Origin of the sequence: Aeromonas sp. MaB10011B, assembly GCF_017939325.1 — a bacterium.
Taxonomy (GTDB): Bacteria; Pseudomonadota; Gammaproteobacteria; order Enterobacterales; family Aeromonadaceae; genus Aeromonas; species Aeromonas caviae.
The window spans coordinates 19,691-40,712 of sequence record NZ_JAGKRK010000038.1 but is presented as its reverse complement, the minus strand read 5'-3'; the positions used below and the strand labels follow the sequence as shown (position 1 = coordinate 40,712).

21 protein-coding genes, 1 tRNA gene and 5 pseudogenes are annotated in these 21,022 nt (G+C 64.1%); 17 read left to right on the top strand and 10 right to left on the bottom strand.

Annotated features, from left to right (window positions below; all coding sequences use genetic code 11):
• Nucleotides 1-37 precede the first annotated feature (37 nt).
• Nucleotides 38-901 (bottom strand): annotated as a pseudogene (locus tag J9893_RS11430) (hypothetical protein).
• Nucleotides 902-996: 95 nt separating this feature from the next.
• The gene (locus tag J9893_RS11425; RefSeq protein ID WP_041211496.1) at nt 997-1,347 is read right to left on the bottom strand and encodes a phasin family protein; all 351 of its coding nucleotides are present in this window, start codon (nt 1,345-1,347) and stop codon (nt 997-999) included.
• Nucleotides 1,348-1,641: 294 nt separating this feature from the next.
• On the opposite strand from J9893_RS11425, the gene J9893_RS11420 reads away from it, so the two are divergent.
• The 3 genes from J9893_RS11420 (at nt 1,642) to pdxY (ending at nt 4,434) form a co-directional block, all read left to right on the top strand.
• Entirely contained in the window at nt 1,642-2,205 is a 564-nt protein-coding gene (locus tag J9893_RS11420) for a hypothetical protein (RefSeq protein WP_010674879.1), read from the top strand.
• A gap of 77 nt (nt 2,206-2,282) precedes the next feature.
• Entirely contained in the window at nt 2,283-3,038 is a 756-nt protein-coding gene (locus J9893_RS11415; RefSeq protein ID WP_029314586.1) for a DUF429 domain-containing protein, read from the top strand.
• A 532-nt stretch (nt 3,039-3,570) separates the two neighbouring features.
• Nucleotides 3,571-4,434: a pyridoxal kinase PdxY gene (gene pdxY, locus J9893_RS11410; RefSeq protein WP_010674877.1), complete on the top strand. Its 864-nt coding sequence runs from the start codon at nt 3,571-3,573 to the stop codon at nt 4,432-4,434.
• Nucleotides 4,435-4,474: 40 nt separating this feature from the next.
• Here the strand turns inward: pdxY and J9893_RS11405 are convergent, their stop codons facing one another.
• The 4 genes and pseudogenes from J9893_RS11405 to J9893_RS11390 form a co-directional block, all read right to left on the bottom strand.
• Nucleotides 4,475-4,783: an antibiotic biosynthesis monooxygenase gene (locus tag J9893_RS11405; protein ID WP_010674876.1), complete on the bottom strand. Its 309-nt coding sequence runs from the start codon at nt 4,781-4,783 to the stop codon at nt 4,475-4,477.
• Nucleotides 4,784-4,887: 104 nt separating this feature from the next.
• Entirely contained in the window at nt 4,888-5,394 is a 507-nt protein-coding gene (locus J9893_RS11400) for a GNAT family N-acetyltransferase (RefSeq protein WP_010674875.1), read from the bottom strand.
• 101 nt (nt 5,395-5,495) lie between these two features.
• On the bottom strand, nt 5,496-5,888 hold the full coding sequence (locus J9893_RS11395; RefSeq protein WP_010674874.1) for an NUDIX domain-containing protein: 393 nt from the start codon (nt 5,886-5,888) through the stop codon (nt 5,496-5,498).
• Nucleotides 5,889-5,930: 42 nt separating this feature from the next.
• Nucleotides 5,931-6,467: pseudogene (locus J9893_RS11390) on the bottom strand (class IV adenylate cyclase); the annotation flags it as partial.
• Nucleotides 6,468-6,734: 267 nt separating this feature from the next.
• Between J9893_RS11390 and J9893_RS11385 the strand changes: the two are divergent.
• The 3 genes and pseudogenes from J9893_RS11385 to J9893_RS11375 all read left to right on the top strand — a co-directional run bounded on the left by J9893_RS11385 (nt 6,735) and on the right by J9893_RS11375 (nt 8,656).
• A complete protein-coding gene (locus J9893_RS11385) occupies nt 6,735-7,580 on the top strand; it encodes a DUF5718 family protein (protein WP_210600840.1) in 846 nt (281 codons plus the stop codon).
• Between the two features lie 117 nt (nt 7,581-7,697).
• Nucleotides 7,698-8,182: pseudogene (locus J9893_RS11380) on the top strand (GNAT family N-acetyltransferase).
• Nucleotides 8,183-8,218: 36 nt separating this feature from the next.
• Nucleotides 8,219-8,656: an acetyltransferase gene (locus J9893_RS11375; RefSeq protein WP_069784644.1), complete on the top strand. Its 438-nt coding sequence runs from the start codon at nt 8,219-8,221 to the stop codon at nt 8,654-8,656.
• 70 nt (nt 8,657-8,726) lie between these two features.
• Here the strand turns inward: J9893_RS11375 and J9893_RS11370 are convergent, their stop codons facing one another.
• Entirely contained in the window at nt 8,727-10,115 is a 1,389-nt protein-coding gene (locus tag J9893_RS11370) for a DEAD/DEAH box helicase (protein WP_010674869.1), read from the bottom strand.
• A gap of 260 nt (nt 10,116-10,375) precedes the next feature.
• Nucleotides 10,376-10,852, bottom strand: coding sequence for a glutathione peroxidase (locus J9893_RS11365; RefSeq protein ID WP_039038588.1), 477 nt, complete (start codon nt 10,850-10,852; stop codon nt 10,376-10,378).
• Nucleotides 10,853-11,059: 207 nt separating this feature from the next.
• Between J9893_RS11365 and J9893_RS11360 the strand changes: the two genes are divergently transcribed.
• The 6 genes and pseudogenes from J9893_RS11360 (at nt 11,060) to J9893_RS11340 (ending at nt 14,944) form a co-directional block, all read left to right on the top strand.
• Nucleotides 11,060-11,668: a 2OG-Fe(II) oxygenase gene (locus J9893_RS11360; protein ID WP_069784643.1), complete on the top strand. Its 609-nt coding sequence runs from the start codon at nt 11,060-11,062 to the stop codon at nt 11,666-11,668.
• Nucleotides 11,669-11,868: 200 nt separating this feature from the next.
• Nucleotides 11,869-12,858: a D-alanine--D-alanine ligase gene (locus J9893_RS11355; RefSeq protein ID WP_069784642.1), complete on the top strand. Its 990-nt coding sequence runs from the start codon at nt 11,869-11,871 to the stop codon at nt 12,856-12,858.
• Between the two features lie 190 nt (nt 12,859-13,048).
• Complete coding sequence (locus J9893_RS11350; protein WP_069784641.1) at nt 13,049-13,798, top strand: tRNA-uridine aminocarboxypropyltransferase; 750 nt, start codon at nt 13,049-13,051, stop codon at nt 13,796-13,798.
• A gap of 2 nt (nt 13,799-13,800) precedes the next feature.
• Nucleotides 13,801-13,914: pseudogene (locus J9893_RS11345) on the top strand (DTW domain-containing protein); the annotation flags it as partial.
• A gap of 2 nt (nt 13,915-13,916) precedes the next feature.
• A pseudogene (locus J9893_RS21670) lies at nt 13,917-14,033 on the top strand (DTW domain-containing protein); the annotation flags it as partial.
• Between the two features lie 131 nt (nt 14,034-14,164).
• Nucleotides 14,165-14,944 carry a TSUP family transporter gene (locus J9893_RS11340; protein WP_010674863.1) on the top strand — a complete coding sequence of 260 codons (780 nt, stop codon included), beginning with the start codon at nt 14,165-14,167 and terminating at the stop codon, nt 14,942-14,944.
• A gap of 51 nt (nt 14,945-14,995) precedes the next feature.
• Here J9893_RS11340 and J9893_RS11335 read toward each other — a convergent pair whose 3' ends face one another.
• Both J9893_RS11335 and J9893_RS11330 read right to left on the bottom strand, forming a co-directional pair.
• Nucleotides 14,996-15,928 carry a LysR family transcriptional regulator gene (locus J9893_RS11335; RefSeq protein ID WP_069784640.1) on the bottom strand — a complete coding sequence of 311 codons (933 nt, stop codon included), beginning with the start codon at nt 15,926-15,928 and terminating at the stop codon, nt 14,996-14,998.
• A gap of 51 nt (nt 15,929-15,979) precedes the next feature.
• Nucleotides 15,980-16,897: an EamA family transporter gene (locus J9893_RS11330; protein ID WP_069784639.1), complete on the bottom strand. Its 918-nt coding sequence runs from the start codon at nt 16,895-16,897 to the stop codon at nt 15,980-15,982.
• 178 nt (nt 16,898-17,075) lie between these two features.
• On the opposite strand from J9893_RS11330, the gene J9893_RS11325 reads away from it, so the two are divergent.
• The 5 genes from J9893_RS11325 (at nt 17,076) to J9893_RS11310 (ending at nt 20,986) form a co-directional block, all read left to right on the top strand.
• Complete coding sequence (locus J9893_RS11325; protein ID WP_113725429.1) at nt 17,076-17,963, top strand: AraC family transcriptional regulator; 888 nt, start codon at nt 17,076-17,078, stop codon at nt 17,961-17,963.
• A gap of 62 nt (nt 17,964-18,025) precedes the next feature.
• Nucleotides 18,026-18,148, top strand: coding sequence for a hypothetical protein (locus J9893_RS21950; protein ID WP_256094327.1), 123 nt, complete (start codon nt 18,026-18,028; stop codon nt 18,146-18,148).
• Nucleotides 18,149-18,224: 76 nt separating this feature from the next.
• Nucleotides 18,225-19,859 (top strand): ATP-dependent endonuclease, encoded by a 1,635-nt coding sequence (locus J9893_RS11320; protein ID WP_039038583.1) that lies wholly within the window; start codon nt 18,225-18,227, stop codon nt 19,857-19,859.
• Nucleotides 19,860-19,965: 106 nt separating this feature from the next.
• A complete protein-coding gene (locus tag J9893_RS11315; RefSeq protein ID WP_010674858.1) occupies nt 19,966-20,685 on the top strand; it encodes a hypothetical protein in 720 nt (239 codons plus the stop codon).
• Nucleotides 20,686-20,909: 224 nt separating this feature from the next.
• Nucleotides 20,910-20,986, top strand: a tRNA-Met gene (locus J9893_RS11310).
• The last annotated feature ends 36 nt before the right edge of the window (nt 20,987-21,022 follow it).

Sequence of the window (21,022 nt, the reverse complement as noted above, 5' to 3'; positions counted from 1 at the left end):
GGGACACGCCGTTTTAGCCTGTGGAGGCGTGGTGCAATCAGGCCGCCCGATGAAGCAGGAACCCGGTACTGCGCGAGCAGCTATCACCCAGTAATGGGAATCCCCCTCCTGTGACGCGAAGCGCTAAGGTGGGGGAGGATGTCAAGATGTAGTACTTGTTGATGAAGGGGGGCACGACCAGCACCGGGGTCTTGCCCACCGTCGCTGTGGTCGGGCTGTACTGGATGAGCTCAAAGAGCTAGGTGCGCAGCACTACCCGGCCCGGGGTGGTCGCCAGATCCCGGCCGAGCTCGAAGGCGGACTCGTCGGTCAGGCGGATGTTGAGGTGATCGGCGCTGCGCTCCAGATCTTCGGCCAGGAGCGCAAGGCCGCGCACCAGATTCTGGCCGTCGGACTCCAGGGTGAGCTTGAGCAGCTCCGGGTTGGTGGCCAGGAAGTTGCTGGGAGCCATGGCGTTGACGTACTGGCGGGTGAAAAAGCGCAGTCGCTCCCGGCTCTTCTCGGGCACGCCCTCCAGGGCATCCACCGCCGCCAGCAGGTGTCTTGCGGTCAGCAGATAGGATTGCTTGAGGTAGTCATAGAGGGGTTGCTCGCTCCAGGCGTCGGCCTTGAAGCGGCGATCGCTGCGATCCTGGGTGATCACCGGCTCGCTCGGCTGGCCTGCACTCTTGAGCAGGGTGTGCTGCATCAGCTTGAGCTGATCCTGCCACCAGTTCATCTGGGACTGGATCAGCTGCCAGGGCTGCTGGCTGCCCTGCTCCAGCACCTGGCCCAGATCGTCCAGACTGGTCTGCAGCAGGGCCTGGGCGGTGCGCTCGGTCTGGGCTCTGGCCATGGCCAGCAGCTTGTCGTTGTAGTGGGCCAGGGCCTCGAACAGCGGGCCGTAAGATGATTGGCTCATGTGTTCTCCTTCACCCACGCCCGGGGCGGGCACTTGCCCGTTCTGTCGAGTCGTGGGGAGATGTGGCTGCCCGCAAGACGGGCAGCCAGGGGTTATCAGGCCTTGCCCGTGCTCTTCTTGATGCCATCTGCGGTCAGGGCATCCAGTTCTTCCTTGAACTGCTGGCCGAGGGTGCTGAGCTTCTGGATGTCATCCAGCATCTGGCGGGAGAGCTGGCTGGCGCTCTCCAGCTGCACGGTGCCGAGGGCCGCCAGGCTCTGGGCATCCTGCACCTTGCCGACGGCCTGCAACTGGTTGAGCCCCAGTTCGGCGTAGGCATTGGCGGACGCCAGTTGCAACCGGGTCAGCTGTTCGATGTTGCTGGCCAGCAGCTGGTTGTAGCGGGTGAGGGGAGCGGCAAAGCCTTGCATCTGCTCGGTAAAGCTCTTGATCACGTCCATATTCATCATGGGTCTCCGGTTCGGCAGAACACTGTTTTTGCGGGTCAATCGACCCTTCTTGCGGGTACAGCACGTCATCCCTGTGTTACGTGTTGTTTGCTCTGTTCAAACACACGTTTGAGAATTCTGCAACCAATCCACCTTTGGTATAAATGTTAGTTTCTGTTTGAATTTTCCAATCCGCCGAGAGAGCCATCCCCGGGTTCAGACGAGAGGTGACGCAGGGCAGGGGGCGGGGTCTCGTTCCCCGGGGCCTGCGCTGGTACCCTTGAGCCACACCCTCTTCACAAGGAATCCCCGATGAAACCGTTCGCCCTGCTGCTCGGCTGTGGTGCCCTGACCCTCGCCGGTGTCGCCCAGGCCAGCACGCCGGTCCAGATCTCCCTGCCCGGTGTCAACCTGCCCTCGTCCAATCAGGTGGAAGGGGCAAGGGCTTCCTTCCTCTACGGCCGCACCGGCCAGGTGAAGGGGATCGATCTGCCGGTGTTCGCCCTCTCCGACGTGGATCAATTCACCGGCCTGCAGCTTGGTGTGTTCTTTGGCGCGAGCCGGGTGCGCCATCAGTTTGGCGGGGTCGCCATCAACGCCGTCAACTGGCACGAAGGGCAGGATACCGGCCTCAATCTGGGCTTCGTCAACCTGACCAACAATGTGAAGGGGCTCAACTGGGGGGCGGTCAACATCGCCCAGGGCAATGCCCTGGCCAACGTCGGCTTCGTCAACTATGCCGAACGCACCACGTTCCAGCTGGGATTCGTCAATGCCACCAAGCACCTGGACGGCTTGCAGATTGGCCTGGCCAACTACGCCGAGAACGGCATCTTCCCCATTCTGCCCCTGATCAACTTCAAGAAATCCTTCTAGGGACCAACTTGCCCTTGCTTTAGGAGGGGCAGCCATTACCCTGTGCTCCATCAAGGCTGCACAGAGGTAACAGGGGCATGACAACGGAACACATGGACGCCATCGGCATCGGCTGGGACGTGAGGGGCTGGCAGGGCAATGCCCAGGCGGTGGCGGTGGTGGGTTGGCAGGCCCGGGAGTCGCGTCTGCACTGGCTCGGGATCTCCCCCCTGTTTCGCCTGAGCTCCCGGGTCGCGCCGGATCTGGATGCCCTGCTGCGCCCGGCCCTGCAAGACGAGGTGGCGCTGATGCAGGTGCTGGCCTGCCCGCGCCTTGCTCTCGGCATCGATGCGCCCCTGGCCTTTCCCCGCGCCCTCGCCGATCTGCTGGCGGGGTGGGGGAGCGGCTTTCCCGTGCCCCAGCGGGAGATTGACAACCCTTACGCCTACCGGGATTGCGAGCGCTGGCTCTATCAGCACTATGGCAAGAAGCCCCTCTCCGCCACCTTCGACAGGCTCGGCAACAACGCCACCCTGGCCCTCTCCATGCTGCCGCGCCTCGGGGATCTGCAACTGGTGCCAAAACGGGCGAGGGCTGCCGGGCGCGCGGTGCTGGAGGTCTATCCCGCCCTGGCCAAAATGGGGGGCAAAGCCTCTGCTGTGCGGCCCGAGCTGCAACCCCACCTGCCAGCAATCCTCATCCCTGGAACGGATCCCTATGATGCCGCGCTCTGCGCCCTGATGGCCCTGCAATATGCGGCCGAAGGGGCCGTCACCTCGCTGCCTGCTCTGGTGGACCTGCCGGAGGAGATGGCACCGGACGAAGGCTGGGTCTACCACTTCGCCCGGGATTGAGACGCCCAAGCACCGCGCTCCCTCTGACGACTGCTGGCGACTCGCTGCAGTCACGGCACTGGTGACGTGACTTGCTGTCGCCACTGCGTATGGCTTGCCGTTGCCACGGTGTCAGGCAAGGGGAGGCCGCCTTTGTCCTGTGATCTTCCGACGTCTCCTTGACCCTTGCCCTTGTTGCCTTACTTTGCGACTGCCGACTGCCGACTGCCGACTGCCGACTGCCGACTGCCGACTGCCGACTGCCGACTGGCGCCTTTTCATCGGACCTCATCCTTGATCCCGACTGTTCATGGCTGGTTTAAAAATCACCTTGTATGCCATCAGACAAGAGACGTACAAGTACATTTATCACCCCGCAGCAGCGGGGAGATGGCTCCAGGGTTGTACAGAAACAGGGTAGCGGGGGTCAAATATGCGGCAGGTTAAGCCTGCAGAAGCATAAATAGGGAGTCAGGGCGTTAATTGCTGGAAGAGCCGTCTCTTCATCCGATATATTGCCTCTTTTCCTCAGGCTTCTTGTCCGGTGGTGTCGATGAAACGCATTCTCTCTATCCAGTCCCACGTGGTGTTTGGCTGTGCCGGCAACAGCGCCGCCGTGTTCCCCATGCGCCGTCTCGGCATGGAGGTGTGGCCCATCAATACGGTGCAGTTCTCCAACCACACCCAGTACGAGGCGGGTTGGCAGGGAATGGCAATGCCGGCGGGCCACATTGCCGCCTTGTGCCAGGGGCTTTGCAATATCGAGGTGCTGGCGCGCTGCGATGCGGTGCTAAGTGGCTATCTGGGCTCGGCGGAGCAGGGGGACGAGATCCTGGCGGTGGTGGCGGCGGTGAAACGAGCCAATCCGGCGGCCCTCTATTTCTGCGATCCCGTGATGGGGCATCCGGAGAAGGGGTGCATCGTCGCCCCGGGCGTCACCCGCTTTCTCACCGAGCAGGCCCTGCCGGTGGCGGACATCATGGCCCCCAATCTGCTGGAGCTGGAGACCCTGTGCGATGTCCATCTGACAACCCTGGCCCAGACCCGGGTCGCCGCACGCCAGTTGCTGGAGAAGGGGGTGAAGATGGTGCTGGTCAAGCACCTGGGTCGCGCCGCCAGCGTCCCCGGCCGCTTCGAGATGCTGCTTGCCACCCCCGAGGGAGACTATCTGATCGCCCGTCCCCTTTACGATTTCGCGCGCCAACCGGTGGGCGTGGGGGATCTCATCAGCGCCCTGATGCTGGCCAACCTGCAGGCGGGATATGATGGGGTGAGCGCCTTCGAGCGCACCAACGCCGCGGTGGATGCGGTGCTGAGACAGACCTGGGAGGCGAATGCCTACGAGCTGCAGCTCATCGCGGCCCAGAGCGCCTTTGCCGAGCCGCAGATTGCCCACAGGGCCGAGCGCCTGGCCTGACGCCATTGATCAGCCCGTGACGGGACGAGCTGATCAAGGTTCAGCTTGCGGCACTGATCGGTGTTGCATCCTGAAAATGTTCGACCCTGGGGAAGGGGTCGTAGAAGTGGTGCAGCAGGGCCTTCCACTCCTGGTACCGGGGGGAGCCCCTGAACCCCCGGGTGTGATCTTCCAGCCGCGCCCACTGCACCAGCAGCAGGTAGTGATGGGGATCGTCCAGGGCACGCTGCAACTGGTGGCCCAGGTAGCCGGGCATGGCGCTGATGATGTGCTGGGCTCGGGCGAAGGCCTGCTCGAAGTCAGTGGCCTTGCCGGGAATGATCTGCAGATGGGCGACTTCCAATATCATGATGGCTCCTTGCCGATGAGTCTGATTGAACCAAAAACCTATGTACGCCGAGCCTTGGAGGGGGCAAGACCGGCACGCTGTCCGGTCTTGCCAGGCCGTCTGCCTCAGAGCTGCTTGTAGAAGAACTGGGTGGCGGCGAGGGTGCCGTCCCCATTGCGGGCGAAGTCCGGGATCTGGCCGGCCTCCTGATAGCCGAGCTGGCGATAGAGGCTGGAGGCCACGTCGCCGACCCGGGTATCCAGCACCAGCAAGGTACGCCTGGCGTCCCGGGCCCCTTGCTCCATGGCGTTCATCAGGGCGCGGCCCACCCCCTTGCCACGGGCCTGGCTGTGGACCATCAGCTTTTCCACTTCGGCCCTGTGGCCCCCGTTGGCCTTTGTGCACAGGGAGAGCTGCAGGGCGCCCACCAGATGGTGCTGATCAAACGCCACCCAGAGCTTGCGCACTCCATCCGCCAGCTCCCCCTCGATGCCTTGCCAGTACGCCAGCCCCTGCTCTTCCTGCAGGGGAGGCAGAAAGCCCACCGAGGCACCGCTGGCCACGCAATCTTGCAGCAGGGCGATCAGCGCCGGTTTGATGCCTCTGGTGCTCTCGACCTCAAGGATCTCCATTGAATGTCCTCATCTTCTCTCTTGGCCCACGTGGGGGATTAACGTCTCGGGCGCGGACTCTCCTGCCGGTGCTATTATCATCCGGTCAGGTGCGCCGTCTCTTAATGGATCAGTCCCTGCGCTGCCAGCCACTGGAACAGCAGGCGGGAGACGGGGGAGACTTCGGCCAGGTGGCGGCTGTCCAGCCAGCGCAGCTCGGCGATCTCCGCCGAGGCGACGGGCGTGCCGTCGGCGTCCCCCGTGTAGCAACGCAGATTGACATTCACCCCTTGCGGCTTGCCGTCCGCCTGGGCGCTGAACTCGCAGGCGAACGCCAGGGTGTCGGGTTTCAGGATGACCGCGAGCTCTTCCTCGATTTCACGAACGAGGGCCGCCTCGTCGCTCTCGCCCGGCTCGCGCTTGCCCCCCGGAATGTAGTAGATGTCCTTGCCGTGGGAGCGGGCGCACAGCAGTTGTCCCTCCTTGAAGGTCAGCCAGGCGAGTTTGTCGATCATGGGCAGATTCCTCTTGTTGCCGCTTGTCAAAGGGGGGGCTCGCTGCTCGCACAGGGTGCGATAGGAGCGGGTTTCCCACATCTCGGGCGCCAGTCCCAGCCGGCTAGCCAGCGCCAGCAACTGCGCGCGGTAGGCGGGCAGGGCGGTCTCGTCGTCAGTCATGATGGCGAGCTCGGCAAAATCACCGACGCCTGCCAGGTGATCCACCGTGACGTGGAAGGCCCCCAGAAAATAGATGCTGCGCCGCTTGTCGATGGTCAGCACCGGCTGGTAGCCCAGGGTGCGCACCATGCTGGCCGCCTTGCCCGCATCGGTGATGTTGACCGCCTCGCAGCGATCGGGTCCGGGTCCTTTGACTATCCAGAGCCGGATGCCGCTGGGGGCCATGGTGCGGATGATCAGGCTCTTCTCTGCCCGGGCCAGGGCGCCATCTGCCGTGTCGAAGTAGCAGTCCTGCTCATGATTGTCCGCCACCATCACCTCGGGGCTGAGGGCCGTGAGGGTATGCACAAAGGCGGCGCTGTCCGTCAGGCGGTATTTGAACTCCACCTCGAAGCGCCCCTGAAAGTGGGTGGCCATGGCCTTGCGACGGCTCCCGAACGGCAAATGAATAGGGCAGCCTAGCAAAAGTGCCGGGCTCTCCCAAGCATCGGGATCACAGCTTCGCATCGACTGCCGACTTTATGACCAGATGGTGAGGGGAAATCCGCCCTGGTGCACAGCTTGTGGCCCGGTGGCTGGGCGCCGTACGGGGGCTGTGCTCTAATAAGCTCCCTCTTTGGCGGTATTTCCGCCCTGAACAACGACAACGAGGCGGCGGCCCCGGCCGCGCCAGTGGAGCCACAGATGCAGATCACCTCACAGCCCCCCTTTATCGGACTGGGCGTGGCGGGCAACTTCGCCGGTCACCTGGAGCAGGCAGGGGAGGCGGCGGACTTCGTCGCCGTCAAGGTTGACGACAAGGTCGCCCCCAAGGCGCTGTTCCCCTTCTATGTGCCGAACCATCCCGGCCAGCTCGGGGTCTTTCCCCTGAGCGGCGATGCCATCTTCCTGCCGGAGGCGGCGGTGAGCGGGGACGAGAAAGTGCAGATTGAACCCGAGGTGGCACTGTGGTGCGAGCTGGAGTACGCGGGGGAGCAGGTGGTGGCCATCCATCCCAAGGCGTTTGGCGCCTACAACGACTGCTCCATCCGTCGCCCCAATGCCAAAAAGATCAGCGAGAAGAAGAACTGGGGTGAAGAGAGCAAGGGGCTGGCCGCGAACCTGCTGCCCCTGACCCACTTTGCCGCAGGATGCGAGCTCGATGACTACCGCATCGCCTGCTATCTGGAGCGGGACGGGGAGCTGCACCCCTACGGGATCGACAGCGCGGCGGTGGACTACAGCTACTTCCACGGTCAGTTGCTGGCGTGGGCCATCGACAAGTTCAACCATCAGCAGGACGAAGGCCCGGCCGAGCATATCCAGGGGCTGCTGGCCCAGGCGGGGCGCCCGGCCCATGCGCTCATCAGCATTGGCGCCACCCGCTACACCCCCTTTGGCGAGACCCACTTCCTCGCTCCCGGTGACACCGCCTGCGTGGTGGTCTACCCCGCCAGTCGCTACAGCGAGAGCGACATTCGCGAAGCCATCGCGACCCGCCGCGTTGGCGCCGATGTCTCTGTCCTGCTCCAGGCGGTCAAGACCCGTTGATCGCGATGCCTTCCCAACCTGGGGAGGCATCTTCTTTCTCTATTATGCCTGCGCACACTCCATGCTGGCGTCATGCATGATCAGCCGAAAGAGGAGTGGCAGATCAGGTAGGTTGCCATGGTGGTGATCAGAGAGTGCAGGGAGCAGGATCTGGCGGCTTGCTCAGCCTTTACGCCGAGCTCAGACCACGGGATCCCGTGATGCCGCTTTCCATGGCGAGGGAGACGCTCGCGAGCCTGCTGGCCAGGCCCGAGGTGCGGATCATCGTGGCGAAGGTGGGCGGTGAGCTCGCCGCCACCTGCCAGCTCGGTGTGATCCCGACCCTGAGCAACGGCGGCAGGCCCTTTGGCATCATAGAGCACGTGGTAACGGCCTCTGCGTTCCGACGCCAGGGGCTGAGCCAGAAGGTGCTTGAACAGGCGCTCTCCCTGGCCTGGGGGCTGGATGGCTACAAGGTGATGCTGCTCTCGGGGGAAGGGCGCGATGAAGCCCATCGCCTCTATGAGAAGCTGGGCTTCAAGGCGGGCATCGAGAAGGGGTTTGTCATCAAGCAGGCAGAGGCCCAGGGCTGCACCTTGACGAGGTTCGGCCCCAAGGCTTAGCATCGGCGCTTTTGCCATAAATTGAGCCAACAATTCATGAAGATAGAACCAGCACAAACCGGGGATTACCCGGCCCTGATCGCTCTCTGGGAGGCCTCGGTACGCGCTACCCATCACTTCCTGCAAGAGGAAGACATCGCCACCCTCAAGCCTCTCATCCTCGAACACTATTTCGATGCCGTGCGCCTTTATTGCGCCAGGCAGGATGGCGTGATCGTCGGTTTTATCGGGGTGGCTGAGGGCAATATCGAGATGCTGTTCATCGCTCCCGAGGCGAGAGGGGGCGGGGTCGGCCGCCAGCTGGTGGACCACGCCATCCGTTGTCTGGGGGCGACTCGCGTGGACGTCAACGAACAGAATGCCCAGGCTGTCGGCTTCTACCAGCACCTGGGCTTCGAGGTGACGGGGCGCTCCCCCCTGGATGGCCAGGGCAAGCCCTATCCGCTGCTGCACATGGCCTTGGCCGCCGGTTAAGGGCGCTAGAGCATGAAAAAACCGCCCTCGGGCGGTTTTTTGTTGTTCAGGACGCAGGGCTCGCACCGTCTCACTCCTCGTTGGAGTTGTCCTGATAGTCGCCCCGCTGGGCCTTGGGCAGACGGCGCATGGGGGCGAAACCGATGTCCTCGCCCACTACTTCCCGCTTGCGGGACTTGTTTTGCGCAGGCTGAGCCGGCTTCTTGGCGCCATCCCCCTTGCCTTTCCCGGCGGCGGGTTTGCCCTTGGCGTTGGCATGGCCACGGGCGCGGGGCGGGTTTTGCACCGGCTTGCTGCCCGGCAGGGTCTGGCGGCTCGGCTTGCCGCTCGGCTCGTATCCTTCCAGGATCTCCACGGTCAGGGATTGGCCGATCAGCGCCTCGATCTCCTTGAGCTGACCCAGCTCGTCCTGGCTCACCAGAGAGATGGCCTCGCCGCCACGGCCGGCGCGGCCGGTGCGGCCGATGCGGTGGATGTAATCCTCCGCCATCTGGGGCAGCTCGAAGTTGATCACGTGGGGCAGTTGATCGATGTCCAGGCCGCGAGCGGCGATGTCGGTGGCAACCAGCACCCGCACCTTGCCTTCACGAAAATCCGCCAGCGCCCGGTTGCGGGCCCCCTGGCTCTTGTCACCGTGGATGGCGACCGTATCCAGGCCATCTTTCTGCATCTGCTGGGCGAGCCTGTCGGCAATCTGCTTGGTGCGCACGAACACCAGCACCCGCTGCCAGTTGCCACGGCCAATCATGTGGGAGAGCATCTCCCGGCGGCGTTCCCGATCGACCTGGATGATGCGCTGGCTTACCTGCTCGGCGGCGGTGTTGCTGGGATCCACCTCGATGAGGGTGGGATCCTTGAGCAGATCGTCCGCCAGCGCCTTGATGTCATTGGAGAAGGTGGCGGAGAAGAGCAGGGTCTGACGCTCCTCCGGCAGGGCCTTCATGATGCGGCGAATGTCGGTGATGAACCCCATGTCGAGCATTCTGTCCGCTTCATCCAGCACCAGCACCTCGAGGGCGCTCAGGGTCAGGGCGCCCTGGGTCAGCAGATCCAGCAGGCGGCCCGGTGTGGCGACCAGGATGTCGACCCCGAGCTTGATGGCGTCCAGGTTCGGCTTGATGCTGACGCCGCCATAGGCGATCAGGGTACGAAACGGCAGGTGGTGGGCATATTTGATGATGCTCTCGCCCACCTGGGCGGCCAGCTCCCGGGTCGGGGTCAGCACCAGTGCTCGCACCTGGCGACGACCGCCACGGCCGTGGTTGGCCAGCAGTCGATGAAGCATGGGCAGGGTGAAACCGGCCGTCTTGCCCGTGCCTGTCTGGGCGCCGCCCAGCACGTCCTGCCCGGCCAGGATGGCGGGAATGGCTTGCTGCTGGATGGGGGTGGGTTGTTCGTAACCCAGCTCCTTGACGGCCCGCAGGATGTGCGGTGACAGACCCAGTTCATTGAATGACATGTTCGAGGGACACTCCGAGCCTTGGGCTCAACGGGTGACGGCAGCCTTGGTCCGTCACGACATGGAAAATAGGGTGGGCCGCCATCGAGGCTGGGCCTGAGCCCGGCAAAGCGACCGCACAAGAGACAGTGGGCGCGTAATATAGCAGATGCGAGGCGCACGCGCAGCAGCCGTGTCGCGAGCAGGGTTGCCACGGCCATCCCGGCAGGGAAAGGCCAGGGGGCGCTAAGAGGGGCCCCCCTGGCCTCGGCGCACGCCCGTCAGAGCAGTCCCTCGATGGCCTGCACCAGATCCTCCGGCCTGGTCTGGGGGGCGAAGCGGTCCACCACCCGGCCTTCACGGTCAATCAGGAACTTGGTGAAGTTCCACTTGATGGCCTCGCTGCCAAGGAGTCCGGGCTTTTGCTCCTTGAGCCAGCGATAGAGGGGGTGGGCCCCGGCGCCGTTGACCTCGCACTTGGCCATCAGGGGGAAGCTGACAGGGTAGTCGAGCGAGCAGAAGCGGGCGATCTCCTCGGCATCGCCCGGCTCCTGATGGCCGAACTGATCGCAGGGAAAGCCCAGGATCTCGAAGCCTTGGGGGCCGAACTGGCGATAGAGGGCCTCAAGCCCGGTGTATTGGGGGGTAAAACCGCAGCGGCTTGCCACGTTGACCACTAGCACGACACGGCCCTGCAGATCGGCGGTGGACCAGGCCGTGCCATCGAGTCGTTGCAGGGGGATGAGGGGCAGGGGCATGGTTTCTCCTGATGCAAGAGGGGCGACAAGGCGCCCGGGGACAATCCTTGCACGTTAACGGGCCGAGGGCCGGGGAGCAAGGGGGAGGGCGTCTGTTCCCCCCAGACTCCTATTGATGGCGGGACTTCTCAAGAGAAGCAATCCGGTTTGTGCCGATGGTCCGAAGTCGCTACAAAGCGCACTCTCTCCCCTCGCTGCGAGCCTATCTTGGACTATCAAGCCGTCATGGATGCCATCTACACCCGGGGTTGGGTGATAGTGGATGATTTTTTAACCGCCGCCGAGGTGGATGCCCTCAAGGCCTGCCTGCCGGACGAGTGGCGACCGGCGGGGATCGGGCGCGAGACCCTGCATCAGGACAACCGCGATATCCGTCGGGATCAGATCCACTGGCTCGACGCCTCCCTCGGCGCGCCGGTGGCCGACTATCTGGCCCGGATGGAGTCCCTGCGTCTGGCCGCCAATCGCAGCCTGATGCTGGGGCTGTTCGACTACGAGGCCCACTTTGCCCGCTACCGTCAGGGAGACTTCTACGCCACCCATCGCGACGCCTTCGCCGGGCGATCCAACCGCCGGCTCACCTCGGTGTTCTACCTGAACAACGACTGGCAGCCAGAGGCGGGGGGAATATTGCGGGTCTATGACGACTGCGAGCAGTTTCTGATGGATGTCTCCCCCCGGGGCGGGCGGCTGGTGCTCTTCCTGTCTGAAGAGTTTCCCCACGAGGTGCTGCCCGCAAGCCGGGAGCGCTACAGCATTGCCGGCTGGTTTCGGGTCAACGGCAATGGCGCCGGGCGGGTCGATCCCCCCCGCTGAGCGCATTTCATCCTGTTTCTGACACAGGAAGAGACTTTTATCTGCCCGGGCAGGGGGAGGTGCGCCCCATCGGCTGACAAGGCTTCCCCTCCCTTGCTACACTGCCCGCACTTATGTTCGTTTCTGGCTTCGTCCGGTTTTCATGCGGTTGGGTTTGACATGGTGATGACGAAGCCACTTCTCCCAAGGGATCACATCTAATGAAGAACATGCATGTCTTGCTGCTGTGCGGCGGTGGCGGCTCCGAGCACGAAGTCTCGCTGCGCAGCGCCAATTTCCTCGAAAAACAGCTCGGGCTCCTGCCCGGCATCGAAGTGACCCGGGTCGAGATGTTTGCCGACCGCTGGCTCAGCGCCGACGGTCGCGAGTGCAAGCTGGGGCTGGACAAGCTGCTCTCGTTCGACAGCGTGGCCCGTCCGGTGGACTACGTGGTGCCCTGCATCCACGGTTATCCCGGTGAGACCGGCGATCTGCAATCCTTCCTCGAGCTGGCCGGCCTGCCTTATCTGGGTTGTGACGCCGAGGCGAGCAAGGTGTGCTTCAACAAGATCACCACCAAGCTGTGGCTCACCGCCATCGGCATCCCCAATACCCCCTACCTGTTCCTGACCGAGCAGGGCGAGGCGAGCCTGACCGAGGCGAAAGCGGCGCTGGCCAAGTGGGGCAAGGTCTTCATCAAGGCGGCTTCCCAGGGCTCTTCCGTGGGTTGCTACTCCGCCAGCAACGAGGCAGATCTGGTGAAGGGCATTGCCGATGCCTTCGGTTACTCCGAGCAGGTATTGATCGAAAAAGCAGTCAAGCCCCGCGAGCTGGAAGTGGCGGTCTACCAGTATGGTGACGAGCTGGTGGCCACCTATCCGGGGGAGATCTGCGTACCCCAGGACAAGTTCTACACCTATGAAGAGAAGTACAGCAGCGCCAGTCACACCGAGACCGCGCTCAAGGCCGAGGGGCTGACTCAGGCCCAGGCCGATGCCATCCACGAGTACGCCTTGAAGGCGTTCCGTCAGCTCAAGCTGACTCATCTGTCGCGCATCGACTTCTTCCTGACCGAAGAGGGGGAGATTTTGCTCAACGAGATCAACACCTTCCCGGGCATGACCTCCATCTCCATGTTCCCGAAACTGCTGGAGCACCACGGCCACAGCTTCGCGCACTATCTGGAGCAGATCCTGCGAAAGTCGGTCTGATGTCGCCAGACCCGGTTGCAACGGATGGTGAGTAGGGGCCTCAGGGCCCCTTTTTTCATGGGGGGAAGCGGGCAGAGCGCGGGGAGGGAAGGGGGCAGGGCGCCGCCCGGCAAGCCTTGCCGCCAGGAGGGCGCGCCGTTACAATCAGCCCCCTTTTGTCCCGCCACAGGCACCGTCAGAGCCGCGTTCCATGAAGCCCATCCCCGATCACGCCGTCAACCGCCTGCGCATCTGGCGCAAGAGCGTCTCGACCCGACCCTTTCTTGCCCGTGGCGGCAGCGTGCCACGCTGTGATGCCTGCCAGCTGCGCCACGACTGGTGTGCCTGCGACTGGCGCCCGGCGCTCAAGGCCGAGGCCGGTTTCTGCCTCATGATGTATGACAGCGAGCCCATGAAGCCCTCCAACACCGGGCGCCTCATCGCCGACGTGCTGCCGGACTCCACCTGGGCCTTTCTCTGGTCGCGTACCGAACCCCATCCCGAGCTGCTGGCCCTGCTGGCGGATCCCGCCTGGCAGCCCTACGTGGTCTTTCCCGCCTGCGAGAAAGCGCCCGACCGCCTGACCGGCGAGGTGGTACTGGCCCCCGGCAAGAAGCCGCTGTTCATCCTGCTGGACGGCACCTGGCCCGAGGCGCGCAAGATGTTCAACAAGAGTCCCTATCTGGACGGCTTCCCGGTGCTCGCCATCAAGCCGGATGCGCTCTCTACCTACGGCATGCGCGTCGCCCACAGCGACGAGCACCTGTGCACCGCCGAGGTGGCCGCCTGCGTGCTGGAAGTGGCCGGGGAGCTGCGGGCGGGACAGGCGCTGCAGCTCTGGTTCAATCTCTTCAGCAGCCGCTACATGGCTGGCCGGGTTAGCCGTGCACCCGGTGCTGATGAAGGGCCCATGCTGGAGGGGCTGGAGGCCATCAAGGGCCAGAGCCGCGCTCTGGATTAATCCTCATCAGCAGCCGCTACATGGCTGGCCGGGTAAGCCGTGCGCCCGGTGAGGATGAAGCGCCCCTGCTGGAGGGGCTGGAGGCCATCAAGGGCCAGAGCCGCGCTCTGGATTAATCCTCATCAGTAGCCGCTACATGGCTGGCCGGGTAAGCCGTGCGCCCGGTGCGGATGAAGCGCCCCTGCTACAGAGGCTGGCGGTTATCAAGGCGCAGGCCCTCTCGCGGGCTGATTGATGAAAATAAGGAATTAGTTGGCTGCCATTGTTTCGTTGGCTTCATGAGCCCGCCCTCGCTAGGATAGCGACCTGTTGACTCCTTCAGGCTCCAGGCCATGCCGGGCGCCGCCAATCACACGAGGTCTATGGATGGAACTGGAACTGCTCACCCTGGTCGCCCTGTTCGGGGTGGCCCTCATCGCCGGCTTTATCGATGCCATCGCCGGGGGCGGGGGACTCTTGACGGTGCCGGCCCTGCTGGCCACCGGCATGCCGCCGGCCCTGGTGCTTGGCACCAACAAGTTGCAGAGCAGTTTCGGTTCCTTCTCCGCCACCTGGTTTTATGCCCGCAAGGGGCTCCTTGAGTGGGCCATCATCTGGCCGGCGGTCATCTGCACCTTCATCGGGGCGGCCATCGGCACTCTGGCGGTGCAGACCATCGATGCCGCCATCCTGGAGCGGCTGCTCCCCTTCCTGCTGATGGCGTTTGCCTGCTACTTCTACTTCTCCCCCAGGGTGAGCGATGCGGAGAGCCAGCGCCGCCTCACCCCCATGGCGTTCGCCCTGCTGGTGGGCGGGGGGGTGGGCTTTTATGACGGCTTCTTCGGGCCGGGCACGGGGTCGTTTTTTGCCATCGGTTTCGTGGCCCTGGCGGGCTTTGGCATGGCGCGGGCCACCGCCCACACCAAGCTGCTCAACTTCACCTCCAACATCGCTTCTCTGCTCTTTTTCACCCTGGGGGGCAAGGTGGTGTGGAGCGTGGGGCTGTGCATGGCGCTGGGGCAGTTCATCGGGGCGCGCATGGGCTCCAAGCTGGTGCTCAAGAAAGGGGTGAAGCTCATCAAGCCGCTGCTGGTGACCGTCTCCCTGGTGATGTCCGCCAAGCTGGTGTGGAGCCAGTACCCCGAGCTCTTTGCCTGGTTGGGCTGAGCCGGTACCCCCATGACGAGGGCCCGATCGCAGATCGGGCCCTCTTGCGTTTCAGCCCAGTGCCGATAGTTGCCGGAAATGGGCTTGCAGCGCTTGCACCAGGCGGGCAATGCGATCGCGCTTGAGGCTGTTTGGCCGATAGACCAGGTGGAGCGGGCGGCCCAGTCCCGGCAGGGGGCGTGCCTGTGTCCCCTGCTCACCCACCAACGCCAGCAGGCCGGCGGGCAGGAGCACGGGGCCAATGCCTGCCTTGGCCAGTTCGATCAGCGCCAGGTAGGAATCGAGCTCCATGGCGGGGATAAGCCCGAGGGCGGCCAGGGGCTCGCGCAGATAGCGGTTGGAGGGGTTCTCCAGATCCATGGTCAGGATCTTGCGCACCTTGCCCTGCATCCCCTGACTCACGTCGCCTTCAGTCAGTTGCTTGCTGGTCACAGTTTCTTGCAAGGCGCTCTGGTGATCCGGCTGCGCCGCCTCATCCAGAGCGTCCCCCACCAGATAGAAGGGCTCCTCCAGCAGCCGTTCGGCACACAGCCCATGGCCCGGCGGCAGGCGACCGGCGCAGATCCCGAGCAGGGCATCCCCGCCGCGCACCCGGGCCAGAATGACCGGGGTGTGGTGGGTAGAGAGGGCAATGTGGGGATCCCGTTCAAGGTAGGTGTGCATGAAGCGGGCGAGGTAGCCCGCCAGCAGGGTTTCGGAGCAGGCGATGGACAGAGGGGTCTGATCCGTGAGGATCTGGCTGTCCGCCAGCACCCCCTTCATTTCGGCGAGGCTCGGGGCTACCCGGGCGAGCAGTTCACGGGCCTGGGGAGTGAGGCGGATATGACGGCCATCCGGCTCGATGAGCTTCTTGCCAAGGCGCTGCTCCAGCTGGGCGATGCGCTTGCTGACCGCCGACTGACTGATATAGAGGCGGCTTGCAACCTTGGCCATGGTGCCCTCGCTTGCCAGCAGGCAGAGTGTCTCCAGCCCTTCCAGTAACATGCGTCCTCCCTCCTCGTGTGTTGGACGCGGTTACCTTAGGGGCTGGTGGCATCAGGGGCAAGTACCGTTTGCGGCCCTTGATAGCGGCCAGCGCCACGCCTTGACGGGGGGCGCGAAGATCACCAGGTTGCCGATGAGGCTCACCACCACGCCGACGATGGAGACCGTCTGCCAGACAAAGCCTTCATAGAAGGTGGAGAGGGTGAGGGCCACCAGGGGGAAGAGCACGGTGGCGTAGGCCGCCTTGCTGGCACCGATGCGCCCCACCAGGGTGAGGTAGGCGGTGAAGGCTATGACGGAGCCGAAGATGGCCAGATAGACCATGGCGGCGAGGTAGCGCGGGTCGGTGGGCAGGGTGAGTGACTGACCGAGTACCGTGACCCAGCCCAGCAGCAGCGCCACGCCGTAGACCATGCCCCAGGGTACCATCTGTAATACGTGATAGCCCTGGCGCTGTCCCCGGGCGGAGACCAGGTTGCCCAGGGAGAAGCAGAGAGTGCCGGCGCAGGCAAAGAGCAAGCCCTTCCAGCCGTTTGCACCCAGTTGCGCATCCGCCAGCACCGGCCAGAAGAGCAGCAGGGTGCCAAGCAGCCCCAGCAACGATCCTTGCAGCCAACGCAGGCCCGGTCGTTTACCTTCGAACAGCCAGAGATTGAGGCCGTTGAAGATGCTGGCGCTGGCGAAAATCACCGCCGACAGGCCGCTCGGGATATAGAGGGTGGCGTGGTAGAAACAGAGGAAGTTGGTGGAAAAGAGCAACGCACCGAGCAGGGCAGCATAACGCTGGCCCGCCCAGGGCAGGCGCGGAAACTTGCCGCTCACCGTGAGCAGGGCGAACAGGGCCAGGGCCGCCAGGGCGAAACGATAGAGCACCGAGACCTCGATGGGGATGGGGCCGAGCTGCCAGGCGATGGCAATCCAGGTGCTGCCCCAGATGAGGATGGTGGAAACATAGAGCATCAGATTCATGGTGTGATCCCATCAAGAGAAGATGATGTGATCAGCATGAACCGTGAGGCGGGGGGCCGGCTTGCACCATCTTGCGGTTTTTTCAACGGAGGCGCAGCCTTTGACCATGAGGCGCGATAAGATGGCGACAGGAAAGGGGCGGCAAGTGCCAGAGAGGGACGCAAGCGTGCAGCATGCCATGCAGCAGACAAGACAGGCAGGGGTCTTTGATGCCCTGGTGAGCACCGGTGCCAGGCTGGAGGACTCCTGCTGGCTGGAGCCCGGACTCGGGGTGGCGAGCTGGTGCAACCGCTACGATCAGACCCGCTACCACAAGCCGGGCAACCACACCATCAGCGTCTACCTGCAGGGGGGCGAGCAGACCGAGCGGCTGGACGGCCCCGGTGGCCATGGCGGTGCCGGCAAGGTGTGCATCATGCCGGATCACCACAGGTCCGAGTGGCTGGTGCGCGAGGAGTTTCGCTTCTTCCACCTCTACTTCACCCCCGCCCACTTCACCCGTATCGCCGAGCAAGCGTGCGACAAGGAGGGGCGTCATCTGCAACTGGAAGACAAGACCTTCATCGACGATCCCCAGGCGGCGGCCCTGGTGCAGGGGCAATTGATGAAGCTGGACTGGCAGCACGGCATCGATCGCATGGCGCTCTCCCACGGTACCTGGATGCTGATGTTGCACGCCTATCGCCATCACACCCGCGAGGCCCCGGCGCTGCCGGAGGTGCGCGGCGGCCTGGCCCCGGCCGTGGTGCGCCGGGTGCAGGAGTATCTGCAGGCTCACCTGGCCGAGCCGATCACTCTGGGAGAGCTCGCCCGGGAGGCGGGTCTGAGCGAATACCACTTCGCCCGGATGTTCGGGCAGAGCCTGGGCTGTCCGCCCCACCGCTACCTGCTCGGGCTGCGGCTCAAGCGGGCCAAGCAGTTGCTGGCGGGAAGCGAGCCTCTGGCCAGCATCGCCGCCCAGTGCGGCTTCTCCTCCCAGGCCCATTTTGGTAACCGTTTTCGGGAGGCGTTCGGCCTGAGCCCGGGCCAGTGGCGAGCCCAGTTGTCATTCTCCTGTCACAGATAACCCTGAGACTCTGGGCAAAAGAGGTGTACCCTCTGTCTCTTGTCCATTGAAAGGAATGCCCATTGAATCATCGCAAACGTCAGACCCGCACTCGCCATCTCTGGTTCAACCACTGGAATGCCCCCCTCTATCGCGCCACCCAGCCGACGCCGCCCGAACCGCTCGTTCCTCACAGTTCCCGCTGAAAACGCCGTTACCCGATAGGATTTTTCCGGCAACTTTGCCACTATTGCGCCATCAGGATGGACTGGATATGGCCGCATGTTTCTGGAACGCATTGAAGTCAAAGGTTTTCGCGGAATAAATCGCCTCTCCCTCGGGCTGGACAACACCACTGTGCTCATCGGCGAAAACGCCTGGGGCAAATCCAGCCTGCTGCGGGCCCTCTGGTGTCTACTGGGGGATGCCGAGCCCTATCAATTTGGTCAGGATGATTTTCACCGGCCCGAAGATCCCGAGCTCGAACCCTCGCGCACGCTGCAACTGGTGCTCACCTTCAGCGAGTATCGTCCCCAGATGTGCCAGCACTCACGCCGTCTGGCCCGCCTCGGGGCGGCCTGGATCCCCCACAAGGACAAGTTCCACCGGGTGCATTATCGTGCCAGCGCCGAGTTGCAGGACGATGGCAGCGTGCTCACCACCCACGACTTTCTCGACGGCATCGGCAAGAGCCTGGCCATCGACAACAATGAGGCGCTGGTGCGTCTGCTCATTACCATGAACCCGGTGTTCAGGCTGCGGGATGCCCGTACCGCCCGGGAGGGCATCGAGCGGCTGCCCTGGGGGGATCTGTGCGAGCAGCGGCTGGACGAGCTGGCCGGCAAGCTCACCGACGAGCCCCAGCGCATCGGCGAGCCAGAACTCAAGGAGGCGCTGCAGGCGGTGCAGCAGTTGATGGAGCACTACTTCAGCGCCCTGGCGCCCATCAAGCACAAGCCTCGCAGCCAGCGGGATATCGTCAATCGCCCCATGACCCTGCGCAATCCCGGCAACCTGCAGGTGCTGCTGCGCAATGCGGATAACCGGGCGCTGCAACTGGCCATGGCGGGCATGGCGGCCATGCTGCTCCACGCCCGGGGCAACCGGGAGCTGGAGGAGGGGGCCAGACCCATATTGATGCTGGAAGACCCAGAGAGCCGCCTGCATCCCACCATGCTGGCCCTGGCCTGGGGTCTGCTGGAGCAGTTGCCCGGCCAGAAGCTGCTCACCACCAACTCGGGGGACCTGCTCTCCTCCTTGCCCCTCAATCAGGTGCGTCGTCTGGTACGCCGCCAGCAGGACATCCTCTGCCATCAGTTGGGAGGGGAGCGCTACAGCAGCGACGATCTGCGCAAGATTGCCTTCCATGTGCGCATCAACAGGCCCATGTCGATGTTTGCCCGCTGCTGGCTGCTGGTGGAAGGGGAGACCGAGATCTGGCTGCTCTCGGAGCTGGCCCAGATCTGCGGCTACAGCCTGCGGGCGGAGGGGGTGCGCATCATCGAGTTCGCCCAGTGCGGCCAGGCTCCCCTCATCAAGGTGGCCCGGGACTTTGGCATAGAGTGGCACCTGCTCACCGACGGTGACGAGGCGGGCGCCAAGTATGCGAGCTCCGCCCGCTCCCTGCTCAAGGGGGAGCGCGAGCGGGATCGGCTGACCCAGTTGCCGGCGGCAGACATAGAGCACTACCTCTACCAGAACGGGTTCGAGGGGGTGTTCCGGCGCGAGGCGGGGGTCGGGGGGCGCTCCACCCTCAACGCCGGGCGCATCATCGCCAAGGCGATCCACCATCGCAGCAAGCCAGGCATGGCCCTGGCGGTGGTGGAGGAGGCGGAGCGCCTCGGCAGCGAGCACATTCCCCCTGTGCTCAAGCAGATGTTTGCCCGGGTGGTTGCCCTTGCCCGGGGACAAAGCTGACCGGCGACGTTGGGAAGACGGAGGGAGTTTGGATATACTCCCTGCCTCTTGTCCTTCCTTACCCTGTGATGGGTGCACCCGCACCCGGACTGCTGCCGGAGACCCTATGTTCGTCCAACTTCCTTTTTGGCTCTTTCCCCTGACCGGTCTGATGGCCCTGGGGGCCCTGATCGCCGTGGGGCTCGTCCTGTGGCGCGGGGATCTCTGCCCGGGCCAGCGCTCGCGGATCACTACCCAGCTCTTCTCGGTCTGGGTGATCACCGGGCTCTCTCTGATGCTGGCGGTGGAGGCCAAGGTTGCGGGCTGGCTCATCTGGAGCGGGGGGGCCGCCCTGGTGCTCGGTATCGTGCTCTCCCTAGTCCAGTCTCGCCTGGAGGGCAAGCGCGCCATCCCCGCCACCCTGCTGTGGTTGCCCGCCATGCCGCTCGCCCTCTACGGGCTGGGTCTGATGCAGATCCAGGGCTGGCTCGGCGGCCTGCTGCAGATGGTGCTGCTGGGGTCGGCCTTTGCCCACCTGATGCTGCTGCGTGCCCGCCACCGCCTGCAAGCCTTCAATCTGCTGCTGCCCCTGGCGGGGCTCGTCTCCGCCATCCTGAGTCTTATCTGGCTGGCGGTGCTGGTGGGTTGGCAGGGGAGCAGCGCCGGGCTCGACCCGCTGATCCCCGGGGTAGTGACCCAGGCCGGCCTGCTGGTCGCAGCCCTGCTGCTCTGGTTCAGCCCCATCTACCGTCAGCAGGAGACGGCCCCCGTGGTGGTCTCCGTGACCCTGTGCGGCCTCATCATCGCCCAGATTGCGGCGACCAGCGTGTTGCACCAGCTGGCCTGATCCCGGCGCATCCTTCCGCCCGCACCTTGTCGTGCGGGCTTTTTTTATGGCAAAGAGGGGCAAGGCGGGGAGGGGCCTGAGGGGCGAGAGATCGCTAGCTGCCTGAAAAAACTGCGATTTGTTGCAAAAGAGCGCAGTATGTGACGGTTTAATCCCCGAATAAACTTTTTTTAGGATATTTACTTGCAATCTCAGCGTTGGCGCCTATTATGGGCGACCTCGGACGCGGGGTGGAGCAGCTCGGTAGCTCGTCGGGCTCATAACCCGAAGGTCGTCGGTTCAAATCCGGCCCCCGCAACCAACTATTTGTGTCCATGGCAAGCGCATAGCGCTGCGG